Source organism: Streptacidiphilus neutrinimicus (assembly GCF_000787815.1).
Lineage (GTDB): Bacteria > Actinomycetota > Actinomycetes > Streptomycetales > Streptomycetaceae > Streptacidiphilus > Streptacidiphilus neutrinimicus.
In genome coordinates this window covers 97262-112871 of the sequence record NZ_BBPO01000003.1, presented here as the reverse complement: position 1 = coordinate 112871, position 15610 = coordinate 97262, and the positions used below count along the sequence as shown (strand labels likewise).

At 73.6% G+C, this 15610-nt stretch carries 13 protein-coding genes; 10 read left to right on the top strand and 3 right to left on the bottom strand.

Going from position 1 to position 15610, the window contains the following annotated elements:
• The first annotated feature begins 58 nt into the window (after positions 1-58).
• The 9 genes from TR48_RS38575 (at position 59) to TR48_RS03455 (ending at position 10635) form a co-directional block, all read left to right on the top strand.
• The gene (locus TR48_RS38575) at positions 59-1306 is read left to right on the top strand and encodes a hypothetical protein (RefSeq protein ID WP_052442386.1); all 1248 of its coding nucleotides are present in this window, start codon (positions 59-61) and stop codon (positions 1304-1306) included.
• Positions 1303-2103 (top strand): WecB/TagA/CpsF family glycosyltransferase, encoded by an 801-nt coding sequence (locus TR48_RS03490; protein WP_042364457.1) that lies wholly within the window; start codon positions 1303-1305, stop codon positions 2101-2103. Before TR48_RS38575 ends, TR48_RS03490 begins: the two co-directional genes overlap by 4 nt.
• Positions 2103-3428 (top strand): nucleotide sugar dehydrogenase, encoded by a 1326-nt coding sequence (locus tag TR48_RS03485; protein WP_084728738.1) that lies wholly within the window; start codon positions 2103-2105, stop codon positions 3426-3428. Before TR48_RS03490 ends, TR48_RS03485 begins: the two co-directional genes overlap by 1 nt.
• A gap of 5 nt (positions 3429-3433) precedes the next feature.
• Complete coding sequence (wecB, locus tag TR48_RS03480; protein ID WP_042364340.1) at positions 3434-4588, top strand: non-hydrolyzing UDP-N-acetylglucosamine 2-epimerase; 1155 nt, start codon at positions 3434-3436, stop codon at positions 4586-4588.
• Between the two features lie 77 nt (positions 4589-4665).
• Positions 4666-5778, top strand: coding sequence for a Wzz/FepE/Etk N-terminal domain-containing protein (locus TR48_RS45140; RefSeq protein ID WP_063770896.1), 1113 nt, complete (start codon positions 4666-4668; stop codon positions 5776-5778).
• Positions 5779-5847: 69 nt separating this feature from the next.
• The gene (locus TR48_RS03470) at positions 5848-7419 is read left to right on the top strand and encodes an oligosaccharide flippase family protein (RefSeq protein ID WP_084728737.1); all 1572 of its coding nucleotides are present in this window, start codon (positions 5848-5850) and stop codon (positions 7417-7419) included.
• Positions 7420-7545: 126 nt separating this feature from the next.
• Positions 7546-8733 (top strand): hypothetical protein, encoded by a 1188-nt coding sequence (locus tag TR48_RS03465; RefSeq protein WP_236651993.1) that lies wholly within the window; start codon positions 7546-7548, stop codon positions 8731-8733.
• Between the two features lie 106 nt (positions 8734-8839).
• Positions 8840-9652 (top strand): glycosyltransferase family 2 protein, encoded by an 813-nt coding sequence (locus tag TR48_RS03460; RefSeq protein ID WP_236651992.1) that lies wholly within the window; start codon positions 8840-8842, stop codon positions 9650-9652.
• Positions 9646-10635: a class I SAM-dependent methyltransferase gene (locus TR48_RS03455; protein WP_042364339.1), complete on the top strand. Its 990-nt coding sequence runs from the start codon at positions 9646-9648 to the stop codon at positions 10633-10635. The genes TR48_RS03460 and TR48_RS03455 overlap by 7 nt, the downstream gene beginning before the upstream one ends.
• Before the next feature lie 45 nt (positions 10636-10680).
• Here TR48_RS03455 and TR48_RS03450 read toward each other — a convergent pair whose 3' ends face one another.
• Complete coding sequence (locus tag TR48_RS03450) at positions 10681-11622, bottom strand: glycosyltransferase (RefSeq protein ID WP_042364338.1); 942 nt, start codon at positions 11620-11622, stop codon at positions 10681-10683.
• Positions 11622-13646 (bottom strand): O-antigen ligase family protein, encoded by a 2025-nt coding sequence (locus tag TR48_RS03445; RefSeq protein ID WP_042364337.1) that lies wholly within the window; start codon positions 13644-13646, stop codon positions 11622-11624. Before TR48_RS03445 ends, TR48_RS03450 begins: the two co-directional genes overlap by 1 nt.
• Before the next feature lie 98 nt (positions 13647-13744).
• Here TR48_RS03445 and TR48_RS03440 point away from each other — a divergent pair, with 98 nt between their 5' ends.
• Complete coding sequence (locus tag TR48_RS03440; RefSeq protein WP_042364336.1) at positions 13745-14389, top strand: hypothetical protein; 645 nt, start codon at positions 13745-13747, stop codon at positions 14387-14389.
• Positions 14390-14538: 149 nt separating this feature from the next.
• Here the strand turns inward: TR48_RS03440 and TR48_RS03435 are convergent.
• Positions 14539-15610: glycosyltransferase family 2 protein (locus TR48_RS03435; protein ID WP_236651991.1), on the bottom strand; the 1072-nt coding region annotated here is incomplete at its 5' end.

Here is a 15610-nt window from a genome sequence, read left to right as displayed (position 1 = left end):
CGGCGCCATCGACCCCCGTCGCGAGACAGGCGTTTCCCCTGACGCGGTGAAGGACTTGATGACCACCACACGCACCACGGCCCTCGTGGCGGCCGAGCCCGCCCTCGCCCCACTGCTGGAACGCCTGCTCCGGCTGGCCGAGGCCGGCCTGCCCGCGATGTACCGGCAGGACGAGGAGAACTTCGTCTTCACCCGGGCCGCCGTCGCCCCGCCCGCACCCGGGTCGGAGGCCGTGCTCGAGTCGCGCGGCGAGAGCGTGCGCTACGCCGCCATCACGGTGCTCGGCGCCCGGCTGCTGCCCGAGGAGCGGCAGCGGCCGATCTTCGGCGGCCGGACCGCGGCGGAGTACACCGGCGTCCTGGTCGAACGGCTGCCGCGGGTGACCAACCTCGGCGACGCCGCCCTGGTGGCCTGGGCGGCCGCCGACACCCGCCACCCGAAGCTGGAGGACGCGCTGGCGCGACTGGCCGCGCTGGACGACCTCGACGAGGGAGCGCGGACGCCCCGCTACACCGTCGAGGCGGCCTGGGTGCTCTCCGCGCTCGCCGCCGCCCGCGGCCTCACCGACGCCACCGGCGTGGAACGCCGCCTGCGCACCGCCAGGGACCGCCTGCTGCGCGCCCGACTGGGGTCGAGCCCGCTGTTCCCGCACGCGACCGCGCCCGGGCTGCTGCCCTGGTACCGCTCCCACGTCGGCTGCTTCGCCGACCAGACCTACCCGCTGCAGGCGCTCGCCCGCGCCCACGTCTCGGGCGAGCACAGCGGCGGCGACGAGACCGCGCTGGCCGCGGCCGACGCCTGCGCGGCGCGCATCTGCGAGCTGCAGGGCGCGGGCGGGCAGTGGTGGTGGCACTACGACGCCCGCGACGGCTCGGTGGTCGAGGGCTATCCGGTCTACAGCGTGCACCAGCACGCGATGGCCCCGACCGCGCTCCTCGACCTGGCCGAGGCCGGCGGAAAGGACCACGGGGACGCCGTCCGGCTCGGGTTGACGTGGATGACCGAGGTGCCGGAGCTGCGCGCCGCACCCGGCGCGGGCGCACCCGGCGGCGCGCCGGAGTCGCTGATCCGCGACGAACTCGGGGTCACCTGGCGCAAGGTGTTCCGCGGCGACCCGCGCAAGGCCGTCCGCGCGGCGCGCGGCGTCGGCAGTCGGCTCGTCCCCGGGCTGCGGCTGGAGCCGCTCGAACGGTACTTCCCGCCGGTGGCGGTGGACCGCGAGTGCCGCCCCTACGAGTTCGGCTGGATGCTGCACGCCTGGCTCGGCGACGTCGAGGCCGCATCGGTCTCGGGGGAGGAAGCATGACGTCACGTCAGACGCCCGCCGTGGAGAGACGGCAGGTGCTCGGCGTCGACCTCGACCCGCTGACCCTGACGCAGGCGGTGGACGCGTGCGCCCGCGCCGCAGGCGAGGGCCGGCGTCTGGAGGTCGGCGTGGTCAACGCGGCCAAGCTGGTGACCATGCGCAAGGACCGGCGTCTCGCCGAGGCGGTCACCGGCTGCGACCTGGTCCTGGCCGACGGACAGGCGGTGGTCTGGGCGTCCCGGCTGCTGGGCGTGCCGCTGCCGGAGCGCGTCGCCGGGATCGACCTGTTCCAGCGGCTGCTGGCCGTCGCCGAGGAGCGCGGCCTTTCGGTCTACTTCCTGGGCGCCCGGCGCGAGGCGCTGGACGCGATGCTCGCCCGGCTCGCCGAGCGTCACCCGCGCCTGCGGGTGGCCGGGGCCAGGGACGGCTACTTCACGGACGACGAACAGCCGCAGGTGGCCGACGCCATCGCGGCCAGCGGCGCGCAGCTGCTCTTCCTCGGGATGACCTCGCCGAAGAAGGAGCTGTTCACCGCCGCCTACGGCGAGCGGACCGGAGTCCGCGTCGTGCACGGCGTCGGCGGCTCCTTCGACGTCCTCGCCGGGGTCACCCGCCGCGCCCCCGAGATGTGGCAGCGCCTGGGCCTGGAATGGCTCTACCGGGTCGCCCAGGAGCCGCGCCGGCTGGGTCGCCGCTACCTGGTGACGAACACTCAGTTCGCGCTGATGACCGCGCGGGCGATGCTCGCGCGCACCGCACAACCGTCGCAACCGCCGACACCGGCAGGAGGTAACTGATGCGCGTGGTCGTGGTCGGACAGGGATACGTGGGGCTGCCACTCGCCGTACGGGCGGCCGAGGTCGGGCACGAGGTGATCGGGTACGACGTCGACGCCGGCCGGATCAAGCGCCTGGCCGCCGGTGAGTCCTACGTCGAGGACGTGGCGGCGGAACGGCTGGGCGCCGTCCTCGCCTCCGGCGCGTACCGCGCCAGCGACGCAGCGCGCGACTGCGGCGGCTTCGACGTGGCCGTGGTGACGGTGCCGACACCGCTGCGCGAGGGCGTGCCGGACCTCAGCTACATCGAGGAGTCCGCGCGCACGCTCAGCCGCTACCTGCGTCCCGGCGCGACGGTGGTGCTGGAGTCGACCACCTACCCGGGCACCACGCAGGACCTGTTCGGGCCGCTGCTGGAGGACGGCTCGGGGCTCACCGCAGGCCGCGACTTCCACCTCGGCTACAGCCCGGAGCGGATCGACCCGGGCAACGCGGTCTGGGGCTTCCAGCAGACGCCGAAGGTCGTCTCGGGCGTCGACGCCGCCTCGCTGAAGGCGGTCGGCTCCTTCTACGGGCAGCTGGTGGACACGGTGGTGCCGGTGTCCTCGCCCAAGGAGGCTGAGCTGGCCAAGCTGCTGGAGAACACCTTCCGGCACGTCAACATCGCACTGGTCAACGAGATCGCGATGTTCGCGCGGCATCTGGACATCGACGTCTGGCAGGCCATCGACGCGGCCGCGACCAAGCCGTTCGGCTTCATGCGGTTCACCCCCGGCCCCGGCGTCGGCGGCCACTGCCTGCCGATCGACCCGTCCTACCTGTCCTGGCGGGTGCAGCGCGAACTGGGCCAGAGCTTCCGGTTCGTGGAGCTGGCCAACGACATCAACAACCACATGCCCGAGTACGTGACGCGGCGTCTGATCGAGGCGTTCAACGAGCGTCGCCGCTCCGTCAACGGCTCCCGGATCCTGCTGCTCGGCCTCGCCTACAAGAAGAACACCGGCGACGCCCGGGAGTCGCCCGCGCTGCGGGTGGCCCAGCTCCTGCTGGACCTGGGCGCGGAGGTGCACGCCGCCGACCCGCACGTCGTCGAGCCGCCCGAGGTCGACGCCCGGCTCGCCCGCGTCGAGCTGACGGCGGAGGAGCTGGCCGCCGCCGACGCCGTGGTGCTGCTCACCGACCACGACTCCTTCGACTACGAGCTGGTGCGCGCGCACGCCTCCTACGTGCTGGACTGCCGACGCCGCCTGATCGCGCAGGACACCACGGGCACACAGGCCTCGGGCGGGCAGGGCCCGGGCGGGCAGGCCGACGCCGCTCCCGGCGCGACGGTCGAGGTGCTCTGAGACCGATGCGGATCGTGTGCGTGGTCGGGGCCCGACCCAACTTCATGAAGATCAAGCCGGTGATGGACGCGCTGGAGCGGCGCGGAGCCGAGGTCCTGCTCGTCCACACCGGCCAGCACTACGACGCGGCGATGAACGACGTCTTCTTCGAGGACCTCGGCATCCGGCGGCCGGACCGCAGTCTCGGCGTCGGCTCCGGCAGCCACGCCGAGCAGACGGCCCGGGTGATGACCGGCTTCGAGCCGCTGCTGACCGAGGTCGCCCCCGACGCGGTGGTCGTCGTCGGCGACATCAACTCCACCGTCGCCTGCGCGCTGGTGGCTGCCAAAGCCGGGCCGCTGCTGGCCCACGTCGAGGCCGGCTTGCGCAGCCGCGACTGGCGGATGCCGGAGGAGGTCAACCGCGTCGTCACCGACCGGCTCAGCGACTACCTGCTGGCGCCGTCCGAGGACGCGGTGGACAACCTGCGCGCGGAGGGCTACCGCGAGGACCAGATCCACCTGGTCGGCAACGTGATGATCGACTCGCTGCTGGCCAACCTGCCACGCGCGCGGCACTCCGGCGCGCTGGAGCGGCTGGAGCTGCGACGGGGCGAGTACGGCCTGGTCACGCTGCACCGCCCCGCCAACGTGGACGACCCGGCCGTGCTCGGGGGCATGCTCAAGGCGCTGGGCGAGATCGCCCGACGCTGCCCGCTGCTGCTGCCCGCGCACCCGCGCGCGGCCGACAAGCTCACCGCGCTCGGCGTCCCGGAGGGCGTGCGGCTGGTGCCGCCCGCCGGCTACCTCGACTTCCTCGCGCTGCAGGCGTCCGCCCGGATCGTGCTGACGGACTCCGGCGGCGTCCAGGAGGAGACGACGGCCCTCGGCGTGCCGTGCGTGACCCTGCGGGAGAACACCGAGCGCCCGATCACCGTGACCGAGGGCACCAACGTCCTCGCGGGCGTGGAGCCGGAGAGCATTCTCTCCACCGCGCTGGCCGTCCTCGACGCACCGCCGCCCGCGCGCCGCCCCGCGCTGTGGGACGGCCGCGCCGGGGAGCGCATCGCCGAGGTGCTGCTGAACGGCGGCCCCGCCGGGAGCCGCCCGCGGCCGACGGATCTGGTGCCGCCCGGCCCCGGCGATTCACAGGAACAACCTCGGCGAAGCCCTCTCGGCTGATCGCCTCAGCCCATAAGCTCGTTCGTCAGTCGCGTGTCCCCCGTAGCCGCCGACCGACACACGGACAAGGAGTCGGAGTGGACCTCGCCGAGATCGCCCGGGTGATGCGGCGGCGCTGGCTGGTGCTGCTGCCCGGTGTGCTGCTGACCCTCGCCCTGGCGGCGGCCCTGTACCTGCTGACGCCGACCAAGTACCAGTCGCAGGCGACCGTCGAACTGCTCAACTCGCAGAAGGCGACGGTGCCGTTCAACGGCAACCCGTTCCTCAGCACGCAGACCTCGCTGACCGGCATGGCGGATTCGCTGGCCCGCAACGTCAACTCCGACACGTCGCTTGCGGAGTTGAAGGCGCTCGGCATGACCGGCACGTCCGAGGCGAAGATCGCGGACAACGCGCAGGCGCCGCTGCTCTGGCTGACCATCACCGGCACCGGCCAGCAGTCGGTGCTGAAGTCCGACCAGATCCTGGTCGACTACACCGGGCGTAAGCTCCAGCAGTTCCAGAGCGACCAGCAGGTGCCTCCGGCGGCGATGATCCGCATGACGGTCATCGTCCCGCCGCAGCAGCCGGCCGCCCAGCTCAAGACCAAGATCGAGTACGTGGTCCTGCTGGGCCTCGGCGGCCTGGCCCTCAGCCTGGTCGCCACCTTCTACGTCGAGGCCAGGCGCCGCCCCCGCTCCACCGCGTCCCCGGCAGGGGCCGGATCGACGGTGGGAGCGGAACCGGCCGAGGCCCTCGGGTCCGCCGGGCCGGCCGCGGCTGCTCCCGCCCGCGAGGCGGGCGGGGTCGGCGAGCTGCCCGACGCCTCCCGAGTCGAGGAGGCCCACCAGAGAGCCGGGTCGGCCGAACCGACCGGGCCCGCGGGATCGGTCGGGGCATCGCACCGCCGCAGAGGCCGCAAGGTCGCGGAGGCAGACACGGCGACGGCCTCGGCGGAGTCGACCACGGCGCCGGCGTCGACAGAAGCCTCCCAGGGCGGCGGCCCCGGCGGGGCTCTGGCCGAGGAGGCCGGCGCGGCCGGCCGGGCCGAGGACCCCGACGGCGCTCCGGCCCGATCCGATCAGGCCGACCAGGCCGGTCGGTCCGAGGAGGGCGACGGCGACTGGGTGGGCGACGCCATGGACACGCCCACCGTGAGGATCCCCGCGGCGAAGCCGCCCAAGCAGCGCGCCTCGTCCTGGTTCAGCTGACGTCAGCTGAGTTCAGCTGACCGAGCCCAGCCGCCCCGTCGAGTCGCGACGGGGCGCGAAGGAGTCCCCATGGCCTCGGCCGAGTCCGCGTCGCTGGGCCGGAAGGTCCGGACGGCGGCGCGGTGGAGCCTCGTCAACACGGTGGTGCTGCGCCTCGGCAACTTCGCCACCGGCATCGTGCTGGCACGCTTCGCCCTCGGCCCCGCCGAGTGGGGCGTGTACGGGGTGGCGCAGACCGTCTTGATGGTGCTGCTGTCCGCCAACGAGCTCGGCGTCGGCCTGGCCGTCGTCCGCTGGGAGGGCGACCTGCGGCGCTTCGCGCCGACCGTGCAGACACTGAGCACGCTCTCCAGCGGCCTGCTGTACCTGGTGCTGTTCGCGGCCGCGCCCGCCCTCGCCGACGCGCTCGGCTCGCCGAGCGCGTCCTGGGTGCTGCGGGTGATGTGCGTCTCCGTGGTGCTCGACGGACTGGCCCAGGTGCCGAACGGCGTCATCACGCGCGAGTTCGCGCAGATCCGGCGGCTCGTCCTGGACTCCGTCAACTTCGGGATCAGCACTGGCGTCACGCTGGGCCTGGCCTTCGCCGGGTGGGGCGCGATGAGCTTCGCCGTCGGCGCGCTGGCCGGGAACGCCGCGTCGCTGCTGGGCGCGGTCATCGCCGCGCCGGGCGCGTTCCGGTTCGGGTGGAACCGGGCCGAGGCGGGGGCGCTGCTGCGCTTCGGCCTGCCGCTGGCCGGGGCGAGTCTGCTGGCACTCGGCGTGGTGAACGTCGACACGCTGATCGTCGGCGCGACCCTGGGCAAGGTGGCGCTGGGCTACTACGTGCTGGCCTTCAACATGTCCGGCTGGCCGGTCCGGGTGGTCTCCGAGGCCGCCCGCCGGGTCTCCTTCGCCGGTTTCTCCCGCCTCGCGGAGTCGGCCGGCCCGGCGCTGGCCGACGGCTTCAGCCGCGCGCTGCGGGTGCTGGTGACGGGCACGGTGCCGATGTGCGTCCTGCTGGCGGGGCTGGCCGCGCCGGTGGTCGGGCTGGTCTACGGGCACGAGTGGCTGCCGGCGGCCCGGGCGCTGCCGTGGCTGATGGCGCTCGGCCTCACCCGGATCGGCTGCGAGCTGGCCTACGACTGCCTGGTCGCGATCGGCGCGCGGCACGCGCTGCTGGCCGTGCAGGGGCTGTGGCTGGCCGCGCTCATACCGACGCTGTTCGGGGGGGCCCGGCTGGACGGGATCGCGGGCGTCTCCGCGGGTCACGCCCTGGTGGCGGCCGGGCTGGTGGTCCCCGCGTTCCTGCTGGCGCTGCGGCGCGGCGGCATCGGCGTGCGGGTGGTCGCCCGCGCGTGCGCCTGGCCGTTCCTCGCCGGGGCCGCGATGGCAGCCGTGCTGGTCGGGCTCCCCCGGGCGCTCGGCCACTCGCTGCTCGCCCTCGCGGCGGCGTCGGCCGGGGCGCTGGCCGTCTACGCGCTCGGGGTGCTGCCGACCCGGCACGCCCTGCTCGGGGTCGAGCCCCGCCACGGCCGTCACGCCCGGCCCCGCGCGCTGCTGCCCGGCCCGAGCCGACCGCCCGTCCCGCCGCCGCGGCACTCCTCCGAGTCGGATCCCGAGCCGCTCCTGGACGGGACCGGCGCGGACGGCGTCCGGCCCTGATCGTGGCGGGAACGCCGCGCCCGCACGACACCTGACAGCCCGACACCCGACACCCGGTCGAGCCGGAGCCCGCTCAATTCAGCCCGCTCATCCCCAGCCCGCTCGCTCCGAAGCGAGGAGATCCCGATGTCCCTGGTGCCCACCCCTCCCGGCAGACCGGCCCGGCCCGGCCCGCGGCTTCGCCGGGTGCTACTGATCGGCGTGGTCGTCGGGTTGCTCGTGCTCGCCGTCGACGCCGCCTGTTCGAGCACGGCCGGGCGGAACGCCGCGGACTGCTCCCCCGCCGCCACGCCGACGGGCGGAGCCGCCCACTGCCGGACCGGAGGCGGCGACTCCTTACCCGGCGGCAGCGCCTCGCCGGCAGCCTCCCCGGGCAGCCCAGGGGCGTCCGCCTCCGCCTCCACCTCAGCTTCCGGCTCACCGAAGCCGAGTGGATCGGCCCCCGGCACGGCGGCCGCCGGACCGCAGGGCGGCGCGCTTCCGGCGGACGGCTGCGCCTCGCCCTCCGCCTGCGGTTTCCCCGACGCGTCGAGCACCGGGGCGCGCATCGCGCTGACACCGCATCACCTCCCGGGCGCGACCACCGACATCACCACCAACGGCACCGTCATCCGGGGCTGGGACATCACCGGCTCCCTCGACGTGTACGCGGACGACGTGACCGTCATCGACAGCCGGATCACGTCCAGCAACTGGTGGGGCGTCAACCTCCGCCCCGGGCACCACGGTCTGCGCGTGCTGCACTCCACCATCACCGGCGTCCCCGGCAAGGGGCCGGACAACGGCGGGGAGGACTACGCCGTGTCCAACATGGGCACCAGCTCCGTCGAGGTCGGCTGGAGCGACATCTCCGTCTTCGGCAACGCGCTGTCGATGGGCCAGGGCTACCTGCACGACAACTACGTGCACGACATCCGGCCCTTCGTGAACGCCGGCGGCGAGTGGCAGCACGCGGACGCGGTCATCAGCGACGGCGGCGGCGACGGCGCGCTGGTGATCCGCAACAACACGCTGCTGAATCCCGTGGGCATCACCCAGGGCGCGTCGGCCAGCATCGGCCTCTACGCGGACTCGGCCACCGTCCACAACACCGTCGTCGACCACAACTGGATGGCCGGCGGCGCCTACGCGCTCTACGGCGGCGGCACGGGGGCCACCGGCATCACGGTCACCGACAACCTCTTCTCCACTCAGTACCACCCCGCCTGCGGCGCGTACGGGACCGCGACCGCGTGGAACAGCGAGGGCTCCGGCAACCAGTGGACCGGCAACCGCCTCTCCGACGGCGCCCTCGTGCCGCCGCCCTCGTCCTGACCGCTCCCCGTACCCCGTCCCCGTACCCCTGTCCCCGTATCTCGCACCTCGCACCTCGCACCTCGCACCTCGCACCTCGCACCTCGCACCGACGGAAGGACCCCACGTGCCCCACCCGACCGCGCGCCGACTGCTGTGGGAGCCGCTGAAGCGGACCTTCGGCTGGATGGTGCTGTTCGAATGGCGCAACAAGCTGCTCCTCGCCCCCGGGTCGATCCCGCTGCGCCGCTTCGAGGACGCCGAGGTGCGCCGCCTGTCCGCCCAGCTGCGCAGGCTCCCGGAGGGGCGGGTCGCCACGGTGATCGCCACGCATCGGCGCCCCGAGCAGCTGCGCGCCGCCGTCGCCTCCGCGCTCGCGCAGAGCGTCTCCGACCAGGTCGTCATGGTCGTCGACGACGGCGCGGGGCTGCCCGAACTTCCCGACGACCCCCGCCTGTTCGCCGTCTCGCTGGCGCGCAACATCGGCGTGGCCGGGATCGTGCGCAACGTCGGGGTGCGGCTGACCCGTTCGCGCTACGTGGCGTTCCTGGACGACGACAACCTCTGGGAGCCCGACCACCTGAGCCGGGCGCTGGCCGCCCTCACCGGCCGCGACGGCTCCCCCGCCGTCGACGGCGTCTACACCGCCCTGCGCCGGGTGCTGCCGGACGGCCGGGACCACGACGTGCTGTCCGTGCCGTTCGACCGGCGACGGGCCGCCTACGAGGCGTTCCTGGACACCAACGCGTTCGTCGCCCGCCGCACCCCGGCGCTGCACTTCAGCCGCCTGCGGCGGCGTCCCGAGGTGCTGCCGCGCGAGGACTGGGAACTGATCCGCCGCTACGGCCGCCGTCACCGCGTCCGGCACGTCCCCGAGGCGACCGTGCGCTACCTGGTCAACCCCGCGAGTTTCTTCTCCGACTGGAGGGACGCATGCTGAACAACCTGGTCAACCGCCACGACGCCGACCGGCTGCTGCGCAAGGTGCGCCGGCTCGACCTCGACCCGGTGCTGGCGAAACTGAAGGTACGCGGCAGCCGCCGGGTGGTGGAGCACTGGTCCGAGGTCGAGCCGTCGATGACGGAGTGGTGGGCGATACCCGCCGTGATCCGGCGCTGGAACCACCTGATGACCGGCGACGCGGACCTCACCTTCCCGCAGTATGTGGCCCGTTCGCACTTCGCGCCGCACTTCGCCCCACGCACGGGTCTGCACGGCCTCTCCCTCGGCTGCGGCACCGGCGGCAACGAGATCCTGTGGGCACGCACCGGGGCGTTCGCCCGGCTGGAGGGCGTGGACGTCGCGCCGCAGCGCATCGAGTTCGCCACCGCGGCCGCGGCCGAGGCGGACCTCGCGGAGGTGTTGCGCTTCCGCGTCGCCGACGTCCAGGAGATGACCCGCCAGGGCGAGCGCTTCGACGTCCTGCTGGGTCTCCAGTCGCTGCACCACTTCTCCGAGCTGGACGCGACCCTGCCGCGCCTGGCCGAACTCCTGCACCCCGACGGCCTGCTGGTGGTCGACGAGTTCGTGGGCCCGACCCGCTTCCAGTGGACGGACGCCCAGCTCGCCGCCGCGAACGAGCTGCTGGCGCAGCTCCCGGCCGCGCGCAGGCGCCTCGCCGACGGCCGCACCAAGCACCGGGTGATCCGCCCGAGCCGCATGTCGATGGTCCTCGACGACCCCTCCGAGGCGGTCGACGCCGCCGCCCTCCTGCCGGGCCTGCGTCGCGTCTTCGACGTGGTCGAGGAGCGCCCTTACGGCGGCACGGTCCTGCACATCGCCCTCTCGGGCATCGCGCACAACTTCCTCACCGAAGACCCCGAGACGGAGGACCTGCTGGAACTCTGCTTCGCCTTCGAGGACAAGGCCCTGCCCGAACTCGGCCACGACTTCACCGCGATGGTCTGCCGCAAGCCGCGCTGACGCACGGCACGCAGGAGGGGCGCGCTGTCGCGCGCCCTTCGCCGCTCACGGCCCGGGTGTCTCGCGGAGCTTGGCCGGGGAGAGGAGGGCGCGCGCGGCCATGCGGCTCTGGGGGCGGGCGAGGGCGGCGCGGGAGAGTTCGCGCAGGAGGACCGCCGCGTGGAACGCCGCCGACGCGGCGGCGTTGTTGCGGCGGCGGAAGAGGCGCACGCGGTTGAGGGTGAGCAGGGTCCACAGGCGGGGCGAGACCTTGGAGTCGCCGCCCAGGTGGGAGGCGACCGCCTCGGGGACGAGGCGGGTCGCGAAGCCCAGGTCGCCGGCGCGCAGGCAGTACTCCGTCTCCTCCGAGTAGAGGAAGAAGGACTCGTCCCAGGACCCGCAGGCGTCCACGCACGCGCGCGAGAGCGCGAGAAGCGCGCCCGTCGCCCAGTCGGCGCGGGTGGGGGCCGCGTACGCGGCCGGATCGGTGACCAGCTCGCTCCACCGCGGGAAGCGCCCGGCCCGGCGGTTGCCGATCAGGGCCTCGCCCAGCGCCCGGGTGACGCTGGACTCGCGCCGCAGCGAGTACGCGACCGTGCCGTCCTCGTCGACCAGCCGCGGCACCGCGATGCCGACTCTGGAGCCGTCGGGCAGCGGCGCGTCCAGCGCGTCCATGAGGATCCGGGCGCAGCCGGGCTCCATCCGGATGTCGGGGTTGCAGACGAGGACGGGGCCGTGGCCGCCGGGCCACTGCGCCGCCGCGGCCAGCGCGGCGTTGATCCCGGCGGCGTAGCCGGCGTTGCGGCCGGTCTGCACGACGGTGGCCTCGGGGGCCTGCTCCTTGAGCACGGCCACGGTGTCGTCGGCGGAGTCGTTGTCCGCGACCACCAGGCGCCACTCGGTGCCGGCCATGGCCTGCGGCAGCGTGGCGAGGAAGCCGGGCAGCACCGCCTGGCTGTTCCAGGTGACGGCCACCACGGCCACAGGCGGTGCGGTGGTCGGGGTCATCAGGCCTCCACGAGAACGGGTGCGGCCGAGGCCGCCGGCGGGACGGTGACCTCGGGGTCGGGGTCGGGAACCGAGGAGTCGCGGGACGCGGCCTCGGCACGGACGAAGGCGGCGTAGCGGCCGCCCGCGCCGAGCAGCAGGAAGAAGACGCCCGCGAACATGGGGAAGCTCAGCGAGTCGAAGGTCGCGCTGATCACCAGCGTCACGACCGAGGACGCGAAGAAGGCCTGCCCGAGCTCCCGGTCCGACTCGCGGCGCGTGAGCCGGCGGATCGCGCCGCCGTGGTGCATCCCGGTGAAGCAGAGAACGAACAGCGCGATCAGGCCCAGCCCGCCCATCTCGGCCAGGATCAGCATGTACTGGTTGTCGGTGTAGAAATACAGATCCGGCGTGAAGGTGCCGAACCCGCGCCCGAACAGCGGGCGTTGCTCCAGGTAGGGGACGATCTCGGCGTACTTCACCGTCCGGGCCTGGGTGCTGCTGTCGGAGTTGGACAGGAAGCTGGAGAAGAGGTTGACGATGGTCCCGATCAGGCCGGGGATCATCACCTTGAGGCCGGCCACGCCGACGCCGATCACCGCGATCGAGGTCCAGCGCCGCTGCGGCTTCCACCGCGGCAGCATCACCAGCGCGATCAGCGCCGCGCCGATGATGGAGGTGCGTGAGACGGTCAGCGGCAGCGCGCCCGCCATGAGCGCGACGGGCGCCCAACGACGCCACAGCCGCTGCCCGCGCCGCACCGGGTCGAGGGCCTGGTGGATCGCGAAGGGCAGCAGGATCGCCAGCATCCCGCCGAACTCCAGCGGCTGCGCCGTCGTGGAGCGCGGCCGGACGAAGTCGCCGCGGTTCATCGCCTCGATGCCGGTGACGCTCGCGTGCAGGCCGGGGATCTGGATCGAGTCGGCGATGTTGGTCCCGGAGAAGAAGTCGTAGTAGCCGAGAGCCGCCACGACGGCGCCGAGCACGACCAGACGGCGCATCAGCACGTCCAGTCGGCCGCGGTCCTGGATCCCGGCCGTGGTGAGCACGACCAGGCCGACCCAGACCAGCAGGCCGATCACGCCCCGGTCGGCGCCGAGTTGCTCCTCGTGCGAGCTGTCCCGGGCGGCGTCGGCGATGTAGCTGAGCAGCACGGCGGCCGCGAGCACGCACATCGCCAGCCGCGCCGAGCGGGTGCCGGCGGGCGCGGTGATCCGGCCGCCGAGCCACGAGGCCAGGAACCAGAGCAGGCCGAGCAGCGCGAAGACGTTCGCGGGCGTGCCCACCCCGCCGAGCGCGGGCACGGCCAGGTTGGAGGGGATGAACAGGGCCAGGTACAGGTAGACCGTCAGCACGGCGGTCGCGTCCAGCGGACGGTGCAGCAGGCCGCGGCGGCGTGTCACGGGCACGGGGGCCCGCGTCTCGCCGCGGCGTGCGCGACGGGCCCGGGAGACGGCGTCGACCACGAAGCAGAGCAGGAACGCGCTGGTGAACCCGATGATGACGGTTCCGGCGACGTCCTGCATCTTGGTCTTGAGCTGCGACACCGGCTGCTGCGGCAGAACGACGGGGGTGGACTGCACCTGGAACGCCGTGGGCACGTCGGCCTGGAGCTGGAGCGCGTGCAGCTGCTGCCCGGCGAAGCGGGTCAGCGTGGTGGTCTCGTCCAGCACCCGGGTCCTGCCGACCCCGGTCACGCTCAGCGTGAGGAGCGGCCCGGGGGCGTCGACGGCGAAGCCCACCTTGTAGGTGTCGGTGACGCCCAGGTCCTGCAGCGAACGGGCCGCGTCGGCGGACTGGAGGGTGCGGATCAGCACGTCGGCGGTGACGATGAGCGACCCGCCGGCGTTGGAGATGGGATTGCCGAAGGTCGGCGCCAGCTTGGCCACATCCGTGGAGTCCAGCAGGCTGATGGAGCTCTCGGACTCGTAGCTGACCGGAACCGTCCGGTACAGATAGCCCCCCGCCAGCAGACTGACCACGCAGATCGGCACCACCAGGTACCAACGCCGACGCAGGGTCGCCAGGATATCGGCCAGGCTCACCGTCGCTCCTCCCCCCGGAAGTCCGGATCAGACTCATCGATCTCCTGGCGTGGGGTCAAGTAGTGCTGGCAGTATCGATCCTGACGGAAGGACAGCCCGTGTCGCCCGAAGCGTTCGTCGGCGCCCTGCTCCGACGCTGGTACGTGCTGCTGCTCGCCCTGCTGCTGACCGCGGCGGGCGCGTACCACGTGCTCAAGCCCACCCAGCTCTACCGCGCCTCGGCGGTGGTCGTGCTGAAGCCGCCGGTCACCGGCAACCAGCCCAACCAGCTCGCCAATCTCCAGCCGACGCTGGCGACGGTCTCCTACGATGTCGTCCAGCAGCTCGGCACGCCGTCCGGTCAGGCCGAGCTCGCAGCCGCGGGCGTGCACGGCGTCTACACGCTGGCGCCGCGCAACAGCGGTACCAACGCCACGCCGCAGTACCTGATCCCCTCGCTGCAGATCACCGCCGACCAGCCCGACCCGAACACGGCGGACGCCGTGGCACAGCGCGTCATCGACGTCTACACGACGCACGTCGTCGCCCTGCAGAACACCGAGCACGTTCCTTCCGCCGCCCGGATGACCGTCTCGGTGCTCGTCCCGCCGAACGCGGCGCTGCTGAGCGGCACCAGGAGCCGCGGCCTGGTGGGCGTCGCCATGCTGGGCGCCTTCGGCGGCATCACGACGGCCCTGTGGACCGACCGCTGGCTCCTCGGCCGCGCCCGGCGCCGCCGCCGCACCGCCCTCGCCCCGGCCTGACGCCTTCCCGGCGGCCGCGGCACGCCACCTGACAGCGCCCGCCCGCACGGCGGACCGTCCGGGCCTCCCTGCCCCCGCGCGCGGGGCTCCCGGCGCAGCCGAAAGCTCGCGCCCGCTTCTCGCCGCCCGTTCACATGTCAGCGTTCGGTTCACAGGCCGCGGCGCTTCCAGGACTGCCACCAGAGCCACTCGCGGCCGCGCTCGTAGAGCGCGGACAGGACCAGGGGCTGCAGGTAGGGCATGGCGCGGGGGCCGACGCGGCGGCGCAGGCGCAGCGCGCGGAACTCCGGGAGGGCGTCCGCCGCGGGGGTGCAGGCGCGGGCGAAGTCGACCAGCTCGTCGACGGGGACCACGTCCGTGCGGCCGCGGTCGTAGGCGCGGTAGGCGCGCCTCAGCGCGTAGCGGGCCAGCCTGCGGTGGACGGTCTCGCGCAGACGCTCCACGTCGGGCAGGCGCTCGGCGCACTTGGCCAGGGCCGAGTCGTAGGCGACCAGGCGCTGGCGCAGGTCGTCCAGTTGGCCGCCGAAGTCGGTGGTGGACATGTTCTGGCCGTGGACGCGGTAGTAGGCCTGGTCCGCGCCGCTCACGTAGCCGACGTCCGCGTGCGCGGCGAGCCGCATCCACATCTCGATGTCGCCGGCGTGCGGCAGCTCCGGGTCGTAGCCGCCGACCTCGCGCTGGAGCGAGGTGCGCACGACCACCTCCGGCGAGGTGATGCAGCCGGTGCCCTCACGAAAGCGCCGGTCGAGCCACCAGTGGCCGGGGTAGACGACCTGGCCGCCGACGCCGGTGCGGGCCCGCGGCAGGGGCAGGCCGTGCTGGAAGTGGATGGGACGCCCGTAGGCGAAGCCGGCCTCGGGGTGGGCGTCCAGCAGGGCCGCCGCGCGGCTCAGCGCACCGGGGACCAGGCGGTCGTCGGCGGAGAGCAGGGCGCAGTAGTCCCCGTCGGCCCACTCCAGCAGGCCCTCGTTGTAGGTGGCGATGTGCCCGCGGTTCTGCTCGTGCACCCGCACCTCGATGCGCTCGTCCTGCGCGGCGAGCTTGCGGGCGGTCTCGGCGGAGTCGTCCGGGGAGGCGTCGTCGATGATCAGGACCCGGACGTCGACGCCCGGCTGTTCGTCGAGCACGCTGCGGACGCAGTCCTCCAGGTAGTGGCCGTACTTGTAGCAGGGGACGACGACGCTGACGCTGCTCATGTCGGTGGGGCCAATCCCCGGGCGG